The following is a 13,567-nucleotide window of genomic DNA, read 5'->3' on the forward strand; positions in this document are numbered from 1 at the left end:
CGAGGACGCCGGGGAACGGCCCGCAAGTCTCAGGCGGGTCCCTGACCGCCCTCACCGTCCAGTTGATCGGCCAGGGATTCCGCCCGCGCGGCGATCTCGGCCATGGCTTCAGAAACCGCCTGCGGCACCACCGGCACCTCGATCTGTTGCGGCTCGGGCGCGGGGGCGTTGCGCAACTGGTCCAGTTCGGCCTCTTTCTCGGCCATCTGGTCCTCGAGCGCGCGCAGCTTGTCCTGAATGCCCGCCGTCTTGTCGGCCAGCATCAGCCCCGCCATCAGCAACATGCGCGGCTCGGGAATGCGCCCGATCTGCGCCGTCAGCACCGAGGCCTCCTCGTTCAGCATCCGGGCCGCGGCCTTCAGGTAATGCTCTTCCCCGTCCTGGCAGGCCACCTCGAACGAGCGGCCGCCGATTTCAACTTCAACCTCGGGCATCAGGCCTCCTCCGACTGGGTTTCGTCACTGTCCGCCGCGCCGCCCTCCAGAATCCGGGTCAGTTCGGCCAGAATGGCGTCGGCCTCGGCCCGGTCTGCGGCATGGCTGGCGCGCAGCCCTTCAAGCTCGGCCAGCATGGCCTTGTTGATCAGATGCGGCTCGGCCACGCCTTTGGCATTGGCCTCGCGCAGGGCGGCGTTGTTGTCGCGCAACTGCTGGTTGGCCTTGCGCAACGACTGCAAATCGCGGTCCAGCGCCTCGACCTTTCCGGCCATCTCTTCGCGCGCCCTCGCCGCGGCCTCGTCCTGCGAGTCCTGCTTTTCGTGCAGCTTTTTCAGGCGCTCTTCCAACTGGGCGCAGGCCAGCCGCTCATCCTCCAGCTGCTGCCGGAGCGTTTCCACCTCCTGCACATCGGCCCCGGCCTGGCGGTCTTCCAGGCCCTGCCCGATGCGGTCCAGCGCGACAATGATCCGGCGCTGCAATTCGTCGATCTGGCTCATCTTGGCGATTCCCCTGCTTGCCTCGGGTCGCGGCCCTGCGAATCGCATTCGGGCCGCTTTGCAGGCAAGTCTATCGAATGGCGATGGGAAATGCGCCCCCCTATGCCAATCCGCCCCATGACGGGCCGCAGCGCGCTTGATCTTTGACCCCGGCCTGATATTGAGCGCCTCAGACGCTGCCAATCAAAGGATGACCCCGTGGATATCGCCGCTCTGCGCTCTGCCAATCCCGATCACTGGAACAAAGCCACCGCAATCCGCGCGCTGACGCTCGATGCCGTCGCCGCCGCCAATTCCGGCCATTCCGGCATGCCCATGGGCATGGCCGATGTCGCCACCGTGCTGTTCGAAAAGCACCTGAAATTCGACGCCGCCAATCCCGACTGGCCCGATCGCGACAGGTTCATCCTGTCCGCCGGGCACGGCTCGATGCTGCTTTACTCGCTGCTGCACCTGACCGGCTATCAGGACATGACCCTCGAACAGATCAAGAACTTCCGCCAATGGGGCGCGATCACGGCGGGCCATCCCGAATACGGCCACGCCAAGGGCATCGAAACCACCACCGGTCCGCTCGGTCAGGGGATTTCCAATTCGGTCGGATTCGCCATGGCCGAGGAAATGTTGCGCGCCCGCTTTGGCCGCAAACTGGTCGATCACTACACCTATGTCATCGCCGGGGACGGCTGCCTGATGGAGGGCGTCAGCCAGGAGGCCATCGGCCTCGCCGGTCGCCACAGCCTCGGCAAGCTGATCGTCTTCTGGGACAACAACAACATCACCATCGACGGCAAGGTCGACCTGGCCGACCGCACCGATCAGGTGAAACGCTTCCGCGCGGCGGGCTGGCAGGTTCTGGAAATCGACGGCCACGACCCGGCCGCGATTGACGAGGCCATCACCGCCGCCAGGAAATCGCGCAAGCCCACCATGATCGCCTGCGCCACGCATATCGCCCTTGGCCACGCGGCGCAGGACACCTCCAAGGGTCACGGCGCGCTGACCGACGCGGGCCAACTGGCCGCCGCGAAAGAGGCCTATGGCTGGCCCTACGGCCCGTTCGAAGTGCCCGCCGAGGTGAAATCCGCATGGGAAGCCATCGGATCGCGCGGCGCACAGGATCGCAAGGCGTGGGAAACCCGCCTCTCCGAGGCCTCCGAACGGCGGCAAAAGGACTTCGCCCGCATCTTCGCCCGCGAGGTGCCGAAAAACCTGTCGGCCCGCATCAAGGCCCTGAAAAAGCAGATCGCCGAAGAACAGCCCAAGGTCGCCACCCGCAAATCCAGCGAAATGGTGCTCGAGGTCGTCAACCCGATCATGCCCGAAACCGTGGGCGGCTCGGCCGACCTGTCGGGGTCGAACAACACCCAGACCGGCGACATGACGGTGTTCGACGTGGACAACCGCAAGGGCCGTTACGTCCATTGGGGCATCCGCGAACATGGCATGGCGGCGGCCATGAACGGCATGGCCCTGCATGGCGGCATCCGCCCCTATGGCGGCACCTTCATGTGCTTCACCGACTACGCCCGCCCCTCGATGCGCCTCGCCGCGCTGATGCGCATTCCCACCGTGTTCGTCATGACCCATGACAGCATCGGCCTTGGCGAAGACGGCCCGACCCACCAGCCGGTCGAGCATCTGGCGATCAGCCGCGCAACGCCCAACACCTGGGTGTTCCGCCCCTGCGATACGGTCGAAACCGCCGAAGCCTGGGAGATCGCCCTGCGTTCCACCGAAACGCCGTCGGTCCTGTCGCTCACCCGTCAGGGCGTGGCGACCCTGCGCACCGAGCACAGGAACAAGAACCTGACCGAACAGGGCGCCTATGTTCTGGCCGATGCCGAGGGCAAGCGTCAGGCAATCCTGATGGCCACCGGCTCCGAGGTCGAAATCGCCATGAAGGCGCGCGACCTGCTGCAGGCCGAAGGCATCGGCACCCGCGTGGTCTCCATGCCCTGCATGGAACTCTTCGCCGATCAGGACGAGGCCTATCGCAAACGCATCCTGCCCGGCGGCCCGGTGCGCGTTGCGGTCGAAGCGGCGGTGCAGCAAGGCTGGGATCGCTGGCTCTGCGGCGAACGTGGCCGCGAGGCCAAAGCCGGTTTCGTCGGCATGGACAGCTTCGGCGCCTCCGCCCCCGCCGGCACGCTCTACGAAAAATTCGGCATCACGGCCGAGGCCGTCGCCGACAAGGTCAAATCCCTGCTCTGAGCACGGCGCACTGACAGATAGAAAGCCCGGATGGTGCCCCGTCCGGGCTTTTTCGTTCGGTCTGTGGCACGAGGACGTGCCGCTATGCCAGCAACGTCACCATTCATGCAAGCCGCGCATCGCCGGGCCGCGGGGTGTCGATCAGACGGTCATTCTTTGCAGTTTATGCCAGCCAAATCCGAAAGAGGCTTGGACGGTGCGCCGTCCTCGCCGTTTTCAATCCGGACAATGGTGCCGATGGCAGCTATGCGGACAAAGCTGCCGTTCCGCTCACAAAAGGCGATGACCGCTTGAGACAATGAACTACCATTCTTCCATGTGTAATTAGGCCCCTGTTTCGCCGTTCTGAGAACCTTTCTCTTTCGTCCTAGGGGGGGCCCTGCGAATGATTATCATATGATCATCGGTATCTTTTGTAGGATATTTGGTCATTGGTTCGCCAAAATTAGTCATCCGTAGATCGGAATCGAAATAGTAGGCCAAAAAAATCAATGCGGAAAATCCTGGCAGCACGATTGTTAGCAACGAATTCGGCCCGAAAACAATAGCTACCGTGATTGCGCCAATTGATGTCCACATTAAAAGAGTGAACCCTGCCATAAGTTCATTGAGCTTAGAGACGCTATAGGGCGCTTCAAATCTAGCGACAGGGTACGTCTTATACAGGGCGCCTGAGATTTGATCCTCTAGGAAATCAACATGGCGTTCCCAGTTGTTTTGCCAAAATTTGGCTCCGCGAAGTAGAAGAAGCCAAATAAAGGCCGTAAATGTTCCAAAGCACCAAATTCCAACGATAACTACTATTGCAACCCATTCGCGCTGGCACGATTCAGTTTTTTCAAAAACCAATCCGAGACAGGTATCAGTCACTTTGATTGTCGATAAAATGAGCGCCAAACCTGCCAGCGCGGCTCCCTGAAGGGTCCACAGGTATGCGCTTCTGCGCCAATACATCTCTATTTCGAATTTTCGGATGTCGTGGGCCTTGTCATATGCCTCACGCCACTTATCAGCATTAGTTTCATCGTTGTTGAGCCGTATACCGAGCGCTTCAAAATAGCTTTTCTGCAATATTCTTCTCCAGATGCATGAAGGCGATCTATCATTGGCGAACTGTAGCAGAGCCTGAAAAATTCAACGCTCAAGGTAGGCACTCGGCCTCAAGTCCGCGTTAGATAACCTGAACACCTTTGCCTTGACCGTCAACGAATTCTATTGAGGCTAAGCCAGTTGAGGAAGATGGGCCGGCGACAGTTTGCAATTGCCTAAAAATTTGCGAGCAAATGTTCAGAACAGAGAACAACCAGACTCAGAGAACAGCGCTTTCTGCGCATTTCAAACGTCCATGAATAGTGCTGCATTCAACATTTCGGACTCGAACCAGACACTCCCCTCGCGACCCATAAATGCCCGGCTCACCCCCCAAAGGAACCACCTGTGCCCACGAAGGACGACCTCTCTGGCACGGGCCTCGGCGACGATGGCCACACCCCCTCACCTGTCCGGCGTTTCCCATTCCGAGGCGGGCACGTCGCGCCGCCGCAGGCGCAGCGCCAGCCCCAGGGCCACGCCCACGCCGATCGCCACCGTCAGGTCGGCCACCACCGTCAGGACCAGCGTCAGCACCAGCAGGAACTGATCCGACCGCCGCTCCCTGAAATATCCCGGCCAGCGGTGCGGCTCGCTCATGTTCCATGCCGTCAGGATCAGCAGCGCCGCCAGCGCGGGCATCGCCATGAACCCTGCCAGCGGCGCGGCCACCAGCATCACCAACAGGATCACCGCCGCATGCACCAGCCCCGCCACCGGCGTCTTGCCCCCGGCGCGCACATTGGTGGCGGTCCGGGCAATCGCCCCCGTCGCGGGAAGCCCGCCGAACAGCGCCGATCCCAGATTGGCCGCCCCCTGCGCCAGCAACTCGGCATTGGGCCGATGCCGCCCGCCGATCATCCGGTCGGCCACCATCGCCGACAACAACGACTCGACCCCGGCCAGAAAGGCGATCACCACCGCCGAGGGCAACAGCTCCCCGAGCCGCGCAAGGCTCATGTCGGGCCATGCCGGGGCGGGCAGCCCCCGCGGCAGATCGCCGAACCGCGACTGGATCGTGTCCACCGGCCAGCCCACCAGCGCCACCACCCCCGAGGTCAGCGCCACCGCCACGATCAGGCCGGGAAAGCGCGGAAAGGCCCGGCGCAGCGCCACGATCAGCCCCATCGTCACCAGCCCGACCCCCAAGGCCGGGACGGTCAGCGTCTCGCGCGCCGCCCACAGCGCCGACAGCTTTTCGAAAAACTCCGCCGGAACCTCGTGCATCGACAGGCCCAGCATGTCCTTGACCTGGCTGGTGGCGATCACCACCGCGATCCCGATGGTGAACCCGTTGATCACCGGCTCGGGCACCAGCTGGATCAACCGCCCGGCGCGGAAGAAACCGGCGATCAGCAGGATCACCCCCGCCATCAACGTCGCCAGCACCAGCCCGTCATAGCCGTGATCGGCGATCACCCCGAACACCACGACGATGAACGCCCCGGTCGGCCCGCCGATCTGCACCCGGCTTCCGCCCAGCGCCGAGATCAGCCCGCCCGCGACAATCGCCGTCACCAGCCCCTTTTCCGGCCCCGCCCCCGAGGCGATGGCGATGGCCAGGCTCAGCGGCAAGGCCACCATCGCCACGGTGATCCCCGCCAGCAGATCCGCGACAAACGTCTGACGGTCATAGGTTTTCAGCGTCGTAAGTATCTTGGGTATCATGCGCGCGACATTGCGCGCCCGGCCAGCCCTGTGCAAGGCGGAAAAACCCGACCTTCGCAGACTATTTCGTATATCCGCCCTCTCCGAACAGGTCCGGGTCGAGCACCGCCAGAATCATGTAGTCGCTCTGCACGACCCCCAGTTTGGTGCAGACATGTCGCGATACCGCGTTGTCCGACCGTATGCCGGTGTAAAACTCTGCGGCCCCGTAATGCTCATGCATATGCAAAACCGCCCGCGCCCCCAGATACAGCGACAGCCCCTGCCCCCGATCCGCCGCACGCGTGGCCAGCATGCCCCACCACGACGCACCGCCATGACGGCTTTCAACAGGATTACGCATCACCGCCCCGGCACAGGCCGCCACGCCGCCATCCGGTGCATCGAGGCAATAGCAAACGGCCCGCTGCGTCTGCGCGCTCAACACCGCCGTGACCGGCGGCAATACCCCACAGGCCAGCGCGGTATCTGACAGGCCGTCGAACCGCGCCTCCGGGGTATCCGTTTCGATGACATGCAACTCATACCCATCGGGCAGGCGAAAATCGTTCAGAACGCGCGCGCAGGTTTCGATGCAGGCCGCACCGCCCATGAACTGATCCCATCTGTCCGTTACCAGCCCGGCACCCGCAACATGGGCTGCCAGTTCCGCTTCCTGCGCCAGCGGCACATAGTGGCTGACGCTGGCCCCCTGAAGACGGGCAAGCGCCGCCAGCAACGGCACATCCGCGGGTTCTGCACCGTCAAGGCCAACCATGCGCCCCTCGTAGCCATAGCGCGGATCATTGCGCAGCAACGGCCACAGATGATGCGCCTTGCGTTGCATCTGCTGCTGCACATCGCTGCCGAAAACCCGCACATGGCCGGGATCGTCGGGGATCATGGCACACCTCCTGCCCCATCATAGCACAGATCCGGCCCAGTCGTGCGCCTCCCCTTATGGCCACCCTGCCCCGCAGCCGCTAAGGTCCGGCGCATGGCACAGCTTCTGATCGTTTACCATTCACGCACCGGCGGCAGCCGTCAGATGGCAGAGGCCGCCTTTGGCGCGGCCCGGAAAGAAACCGAAACCCGCCTGATCCCCGCCGACCGCGCCGGGCCGGACGATCTGTTGGCGGCGGATGGCTATATCTTCTGCGCGCCGGAAAACCTTGCCGCGATTTCAGGCGTGATGAAGGATTTCTTCGACCGCTGCTATTACCCCGTCCTCGGCCGGATCGAGGGCCGCCCCTATGCCCAGATGGTCTGTGCCGGGTCCGACGGTGAAAACGCCGTGCGCCAGATCGCCCGCATCGCGCAGGGCTGGCGGCTGCGCCCGGTGCAGGAGGCGCTGATCGTCTGCACCCACGCCCAGACCCCCGAACAGATCCTCGCCGAAAAAACCATCCCTGAATCCGACCTCGCCAAATGCCGCGAGATCGGCCAGGCCCTCGCCGCCGGTCTCGTCATGGGGATGTTCTAGGGGCTGGCCCTTCTCCGCGACGCAACCCGCGTCAGCGGCCCCAGAGCCAGCCAGCCGGTCAGCCCCGCGCAGGCCCATTTGTCGCCGATCGCCTCCAGCCGCATATCCCCGATTGCCGCAGCCGGGGAAAGATCGCCGCGAACGATATAGATCGCGTCGGGCAGCGTGCAGGCAAGGTACAGGTTCACCTCTCCCCCCGGGTCGTCCACGCACAACTCGCACCGCCCCGTCTGGTTCAGGAACCACCACAGGCGCTTGGCCTTTGGCTGGTCGGTCAACTCCAGCCGGATCAGGCACCGCCTGCCGCCGAAGGCATCCGGGTCGGCGGAACTCTCCAGGCTCCACACCAGAAGCCCCAGATCGATCTCGTGGTCCCTCAGGCTGCGCCGGGTCCAGCGTTGCCCCCAGATGCCAAGCGCCTCGACCAGTGGCACGAATTCGCGCCCCGGCTCTGTCAGGGCATAGCCCGAGCCGCGCCGGCCGTGTCCCTCGCGCGCCACGATCCCTTCGTCGATCAGCCATTTCAGACGCGCCGACAGCAACGAGGGCGACATCAGCGGAACACCGCGCTGCAACTGCGAAAATCGCCGCGGCCCGGCGGCCAGATCGCGGATGATAAGCGCAGTCCACCGTTCGCAGAAAATCTTTGCCGCCTTCGCCACCGGGCAGAACTGACCGTAAGACTTCATCCGCCTCACCCGTCGCTACAGATTTCGAACTATACCCGACACGGCTGCCCGAGTCACATTCGCCCCTCACCCCAAAGCAGGAGGAGCAAGAGATGACCACCACCGCCGCAACCGGACAGGTTTCAAGACCTGCCGCCGAAATCTACGACGAATTCTTCGTGCCCGCCCTGTTCGGCGCATGGGCCGGCCCGCTCTGCGACGCCGCCCGCCTGCGCCCGCAGGACAGCGTGCTGGACGTCGCCTGCGGAACGGGCGCCACCACGCGCGAGGCCCTTGCGCGCACCCGCCCCGACGGCCACGTCACCGGGCTCGATCGCAATGACGGGATGCTGGCCGTCGCATCATCACGCACACCCGGCATCGAATGGGTCCAGGGCACCGCCGAAGCCCTGCCCTTCGCCGATGCCAGCCAGGATGCCGTTCTGTGCCAGTTCGGGCTGATGTTCTTCGATGACCGCCCCGGCGCTCTGCAAGAAATGCGCCGCGTCCTGCGCCCCGGCGGGCGCATCGCGCTTTCGGTCTGGGACAGCGCCGATACCTCGCCGGGCTATGCCCGCATGATCGACCTGATCGACACCATGTTCGGCACAGACGCCGCCGATGCCCTGCGCGCGCCCTTCTGTCTGGGCGATACCGCAACCCTGCGCGCCCTGCTGAACACAGGCGGCCTCGGCGACGCCACCATAACCACGCCCACCGGCACCGCGCGGTTCGACTCGATCCGCGAATGGGTCCGCATGGACGTGCGCGGCTGGACCCTGGCCGAGATGATCGACGACACCGGGTTCCGGGCGCTTGTCACCGCAGCCGAAGAAACCCTTGCCGCCTTCGCCGCGCCCGATGGCACGGTCAGCTTCCCGGCCCCGGCCCATATCGTGGTCTGGCCACCCGCCTGACGGCCACATACCCCGGACGGTATCGCGCCCCCGAATGACGGCCATCGTCCCGCGGCATTTGACTGTGACGCAAAGCCATGCACATCTGTGCCCCGACCCCAAGGCGACAAGACAACAAGGCAAGGCGATACCGTGCTGATCTTTACCATCTGGCCCCTTTTCGCACTGATCTGCCTGGGCTTCGTCTTGGCGCGCGCGGGCTTTCCGTCGCCCGGCTTCTGGCCCGCTGCCGAACGGCTGAATTATTTCGTCCTGTTCCCCGCCCTGCTGTTTTCCAGCCTCGCCAAGGCACCGGTCCATGACCCCGAGGTTCTGCGCCTTGGCGGCGCGGCGGTGGCGATCCTGCTGATCGCCAGCCTTGCCCTGATACTGGCGCGCCGGCTCAGGCCCGCCCCCGCCGCCCGGTTCGGCCCCGGTGTGCAGGGCATGATTCGCTTCAACACCTACCTGGCCTTCGCCGTGATCGGCAGCATCGCCGGGTCCGGCGGCATGGCCCTTGCGGCGGTCTATGTCGCGGTGGCCGTTCCCGTGGTCAACATACTGGCCATCGTCGCCCTGACCGAGAAAAGCACGGGCCGGCACGCGCTGGTCCTGCTGAAAACCATCCTGCGCAATCCGCTCATCCTCGCCTGCTTCGCCGGGCTGGCGGTGGCGCTCGGCGGTCTGGGCCTGCCCTTTGGCACCGGAGCGTTCCTGTCCCTGCTCGCACAGGGCAGCCTGCCGCTCGGCCTGCTTTGCGTCGGGGCCGCGCTGCAACCGGCACAGATGCGGCGCGACGTGGCCGCACTCGGCACCATCGCCGCCCTGCGCCTGCTGGCCATGCCGGTCCTCGCCGCCGTCGTCACGCTCGCCCTCGGGCTCGACAGCACGGCAGCGCTGGTGCTTGTCGCCTTCTCGGCAGTCCCCACCGCCCCGACCTCCTATGTGCTGACCCGGCAACTGGGCGGCGACGGCCCCTTCATGGCCGGGATCATCACCAGCCAGACGCTCGCCTCGGTCCTGACCCTGCCCGTGGTGCTTGAGCTTCTGGTGTAAGCGGACCTGGACGAGACGCGCAGGCAAGAAGACCTCGCCGGTTTCAATCGAGATACCAGCCGGGCATGGTGCCGATGGCCGCTATGCAGGATGGAGCCGCCATCGCCTGAGCCGCGCATCGTCGGGCCGCGGTGCGGCGATCCCCCCTTTGGTCAATGGCACTTTATGGTGGCCAAATCCTGAAAAGATCTGAGCGTGGTCCTGGCATCAGCCAAATCGCCGTGCCGGGGGGCGGCCCGGCGATGCGCGGCGGCCTGCGGCCGCTGTTTCGCGCTTGGGAACAAAGGCAGCAAACCTAATCGACCAGCACCACACTTTGTGCCAAAGGCTACTATGCGGGACTAAGCCGACCGTGACTTATTGTGCCCGCTTGAATGCGGCCGTCGCAACGCCCATAGCAATGAGTGCGCTACCGCCCAGACGGGAAAACCAAGCCAACACGGCGGGGCTTGCTATTCTGGCACGCAATTTGTCCGCCAATAGCGCATATGCAAGTGCGTTGATCGCAGCCAAACCGACAAAGGTGACAACGAGTATTGCAAACTGTGGCAGGAGCGGCATGTCCACGACAACGAATTGCGGCACGAACGCGATAAAGAACACAATGGATTTAGGGTTGAGCGCGGTAACAGCCGCTGCATGCCCGAAAACGCTGGATGCGCTGGTTTCTGTCACCTTTTCCAGGTCACCAAGCGAAGCGGTCGATGCGCTCCGAAAGAGCTTAATGCCCAAATAGATGAGATAAACGGCCCCTGCCAATTTCAGAACGGTAAAGAGTGTGGCGGACGCCAGAACCAAAGCCCCAAGGCCAGCGAGAGAAGCTGACATTGCAATGAAGTCTCCAAGCGCCACACCGCCGACCGTCGCCAGAGCGACCCGCTTTCCCTGGCTGATCGCGTAGCTGAGAACGAGCAACACTGTCGGCCCCGGAATGAGCAAAAGAGCAATCGACGCCGCGACAAACGCCAACCAAATTTGAAAATCCATGAGAACACCTTTCAGATCTTTGCTTCAGCCAGCCACAGTCGTTTCAGACTGTAAAGCCGCAACATCAAATTAGTGTTCTGTGACGCAGCATTTGGTAATTTGGGATCAATCCGGTCATTCGCCATTCCAACGCCGCTAACACATCACCATTGCCCCCCTCGCCCGACCACACCCCGTAATTCCATATCCTTCACCTCGCTCGTTCACGGCCTTCACACCGCGCGCCAACATCCCCTTCATGACGCAAACTGATTAACCGGGCGTAACCCCAATGCGCGCCGGTCTCCGCAAGGCCCATGACCCGCCCGGTTTGCGCCCCTCATGGACACAAATTTCCACACAGCCCCCGATTTTCGTACAAAACCCGCGTACACATCGTACAAAACGTACGAAACGCCGCGCCAATCTCAGGCGGGCATCAGGCGGGTCCAGACGGGTTTGACGATCTTCACCCCGACAGGGATCAGGATCACCCCGAGGATCAGCCCGAACACCCCGTCCAGCCCCGCCGTGACCAGCCATTCCACCGCCCCGCGCCACTCGCCCGCGCCGTCTGCGGCGGCCACGGCCACATGGTGAATCCAGTCATAGGGCGCAGGCCACCCCATCTGGTCCAACCCGTGCAGGATGATCGACCCGCCCACCCACAGCATCGCCGCGGTGCCCACAATCATCAACAATTTCATGAAGGTAGGCATGGCATGCACGATCCCGCGCCCGATGGCGCGGGTCACGCCCAGACGGCCCCGCTCGGCCATGAACAACCCGACATCGTCGGCCTTCACGATCAGCCCCACCGCGCCATAGACCAACGCGGTGATGCCCACCGCCACCAGTGCCAGCGTCGCCGCTTCCATCCAGAAATTGCTCTCCGGGATGGCCGCGAGGGCTATCGTCATGATTTCAGCCGATAAAATGAAGTCCGTCTTGATCGCCCCGGCCACCTTGGTCTCTTCCAGATGGGTCGCGTCCACCTCGGTATGGCTCCCGTCCGGCCCCCCATGCCCTTTGCCGAATCCCAGGGCATGCGCGATCTTCTCGGCCCCCTCGAAACACAGATACGCGCCTCCCAGCATCAACAGCGGCGGGATCAGCCAGGGCGCAAAAGCCGACAAGGCCAGCCCGGCAGGCAACAGGAACACCAGCTTGTTGATCAGCGACCCGCGCGCAATGCGCCACACGATCGGCAATTCCCGTGCAGGCGCAAAGCCTTGCATGTATTTCGGGGTCACCGCAGCATCGTCGATCACGGCCCCCGCCGCCTTGGACCCGGCCTTGGCCGCCTGCCCGGCAACATCGTCCACCGAGGCCGCCGCCACCTTGGCCAGCCCCGCCACATCGTCCAGAAGCGCCATCAACCCGCTCATACTCGTCCCTTTCCTTGTCCCGCGCCTCTAAGTTCGTCGTTAGCGCCACCATGTCAAGCCCCGACGGGTTTGCGATAACAGTTATCGCTAACATGCTGGAAAACCGTCGAAAACGCCGTTTTTCACCTTTCAGCCAAACATTCCCCCGTCTATATCGCGGGCAACCCGAACCCGCAGGAGATACGCATGACCATCACCGTCGGCATCAATGGTTTCGGCCGCATCGGCCGCTGCACCCTCGCCCATATCGCCGCCAGCACCCGCAACGATATCAAGGTGGTCAAGGTCAACGCGACCGGCCCGCTCGACACGGCTGCGCATCTCATCAAGTACGACAGCGTGCATGGCCGCTTTCCGAACGAGGTCACTCTGGGCGACGGCACGATGGACCTGGGCCGCGGCCCGATGCAGATGTATTCCACCTACGACATGGACGAGCTGGACTGGTCCGGCGTCGATGTGGTTCTGGAATGCACCGGCAAGTTCAACGACGGTGAAAAGGCCAAAAAACACCTCGAGCGCGGCGCAGGCAAGGTTCTGCTCTCGGCTCCGGGCAAGAACGTGGATCGCACCGTGGTCTACGGCGTCAACCACGAAGACCTGCAGGCCGGTGAGCGCATGATCTCGAACGGCTCCTGCACCACCAACTGCCTGGCCCCGCTGGCCAAGGTGCTGCACGAGGCGATCGGCATCGAGTCCGGCATCATGACCACGATCCATGCCTACACCGGCGACCAGCCCACGCTGGACCGCCGCCACAAGGATCTCTACCGCGCCCGCGCTGCGGCGATGTCGATGATCCCCACCTCCACCGGCGCCGCCAAGGCATTGGGCGAGGTTCTGCCCGACCTCAAAGGCAAGCTCGACGGCTCGGCCATCCGTGTGCCTACCCCGAATGTCTCGGCGGTGGACCTGACCTTCATCGCCAAGAAAGACGTGACCGAGGCCGACGTGAACGCAGTCGTCGCCGAAGCCGCCGCCGGCCGCATGAAAGGCGTTCTGGGCTACGAGCCCGAGCCTCTGGTCAGCATCGACTTCAACCACACCGAAGAAAGCTCGATCTTCGCGCCCGACCAGACCAAGGTCACCGGCGGGCGACTGGTGCGCGTGCTGGCATGGTACGACAACGAATGGGGCTTTTCCTGCCGCATGGCCGATGTGGCCGTGGCCATGGGCAAGCTGTCCTGAAGCACGAACTCCTCCAAGGGAATCGAAACCCCGGCGCA

General features: G+C 63.7%; 13 protein-coding genes. 5 read left to right on the top strand and 8 right to left on the bottom strand.

Translation table 11 applies throughout. The annotated features are described in order from the left end of the window. Window positions 1-29: 29 nt before the first annotated feature. Window positions 30-434, bottom strand: coding sequence for a cell division protein ZapA (locus tag KPG71_RS00275; protein WP_216335897.1), 405 nt, complete (start codon window positions 432-434; stop codon window positions 30-32). Beyond that, the gene (locus tag KPG71_RS00280) at window positions 434-934 is read right to left on the bottom strand and encodes a hypothetical protein (RefSeq protein WP_216335899.1); all 501 of its coding nucleotides are present in this window, start codon (window positions 932-934) and stop codon (window positions 434-436) included. The genes KPG71_RS00275 and KPG71_RS00280 overlap by 1 nt, the downstream gene beginning before the upstream one ends. Window positions 935-1,132: 198 nt before the next feature. On the opposite strand from KPG71_RS00280, the gene tkt reads away from it, so the two are divergent. Next, window positions 1,133-3,148: a transketolase gene (tkt, locus tag KPG71_RS00285; protein WP_216335901.1), complete on the top strand. Its 2,016-nt coding sequence runs from the start codon at window positions 1,133-1,135 to the stop codon at window positions 3,146-3,148. A gap of 324 nt (window positions 3,149-3,472) precedes the next feature. On the opposite strand, the gene KPG71_RS00290 is transcribed toward tkt, so the two are convergent. The 3 genes from KPG71_RS00290 to KPG71_RS00300 form a co-directional block, all read right to left on the bottom strand. Next, entirely contained in the window at window positions 3,473-4,219 is a 747-nt protein-coding gene (locus KPG71_RS00290) for a hypothetical protein (protein WP_216335903.1), read from the bottom strand. Between the two features lie 423 nt (window positions 4,220-4,642). After that, window positions 4,643-5,905, bottom strand: a complete 1,263-nt coding sequence (locus KPG71_RS00295; RefSeq protein WP_216335904.1) for a SulP family inorganic anion transporter — start codon at window positions 5,903-5,905, stop codon at window positions 4,643-4,645. A gap of 61 nt (window positions 5,906-5,966) precedes the next feature. Then, window positions 5,967-6,788, bottom strand: a complete 822-nt coding sequence (locus KPG71_RS00300; protein WP_216335905.1) for a hypothetical protein — start codon at window positions 6,786-6,788, stop codon at window positions 5,967-5,969. A 93-nt stretch (window positions 6,789-6,881) separates the two neighbouring features. Here KPG71_RS00300 and KPG71_RS00305 point away from each other — a divergent pair, with 93 nt between their 5' ends. Then, complete coding sequence (locus KPG71_RS00305; RefSeq protein WP_216335906.1) at window positions 6,882-7,367, top strand: flavodoxin family protein; 486 nt, start codon at window positions 6,882-6,884, stop codon at window positions 7,365-7,367. Here the strand turns inward: KPG71_RS00305 and KPG71_RS00310 are convergent. Beyond that, complete coding sequence (locus tag KPG71_RS00310) at window positions 7,364-8,056, bottom strand: helix-turn-helix domain-containing protein (protein ID WP_216335907.1); 693 nt, start codon at window positions 8,054-8,056, stop codon at window positions 7,364-7,366. The two genes, KPG71_RS00305 and KPG71_RS00310, sit on opposite strands and share 4 nt — an antisense overlap. Window positions 8,057-8,148: 92 nt before the next feature. Between KPG71_RS00310 and KPG71_RS00315 the strand changes: the two genes are divergently transcribed. Together KPG71_RS00315 and KPG71_RS00320 are read left to right on the top strand one after the other, a co-directional pair. Then, window positions 8,149-8,952, top strand: a complete 804-nt coding sequence (locus tag KPG71_RS00315; protein ID WP_216335908.1) for a class I SAM-dependent methyltransferase — start codon at window positions 8,149-8,151, stop codon at window positions 8,950-8,952. A 132-nt stretch (window positions 8,953-9,084) separates the two neighbouring features. Beyond that, window positions 9,085-9,987, top strand: a complete 903-nt coding sequence (locus tag KPG71_RS00320) for an AEC family transporter (protein ID WP_216336678.1) — start codon at window positions 9,085-9,087, stop codon at window positions 9,985-9,987. Between the two features lie 357 nt (window positions 9,988-10,344). On the opposite strand, the gene KPG71_RS00325 is transcribed toward KPG71_RS00320, so the two are convergent. Both KPG71_RS00325 and KPG71_RS00330 read right to left on the bottom strand, forming a co-directional pair. Continuing rightward, window positions 10,345-10,974, bottom strand: coding sequence for a LysE family translocator (locus KPG71_RS00325; protein WP_216335909.1), 630 nt, complete (start codon window positions 10,972-10,974; stop codon window positions 10,345-10,347). Window positions 10,975-11,381: 407 nt separating this feature from the next. Continuing rightward, window positions 11,382-12,341 (bottom strand): DUF808 domain-containing protein, encoded by a 960-nt coding sequence (locus KPG71_RS00330; protein WP_216335910.1) that lies wholly within the window; start codon window positions 12,339-12,341, stop codon window positions 11,382-11,384. Window positions 12,342-12,527: 186 nt separating this feature from the next. Between KPG71_RS00330 and gap the strand changes: the two genes are divergently transcribed. Further along, window positions 12,528-13,529 (top strand): type I glyceraldehyde-3-phosphate dehydrogenase, encoded by a 1,002-nt coding sequence (gene gap / locus KPG71_RS00335; protein WP_216335911.1) that lies wholly within the window; start codon window positions 12,528-12,530, stop codon window positions 13,527-13,529. Window positions 13,530-13,567 lie beyond the last annotated feature (38 nt).

The organism is Roseovarius sp. PS-C2 (assembly GCF_018862045.1).
In the GTDB taxonomy this organism is placed as follows: Bacteria; Pseudomonadota; Alphaproteobacteria; order Rhodobacterales; family Rhodobacteraceae; genus Roseovarius.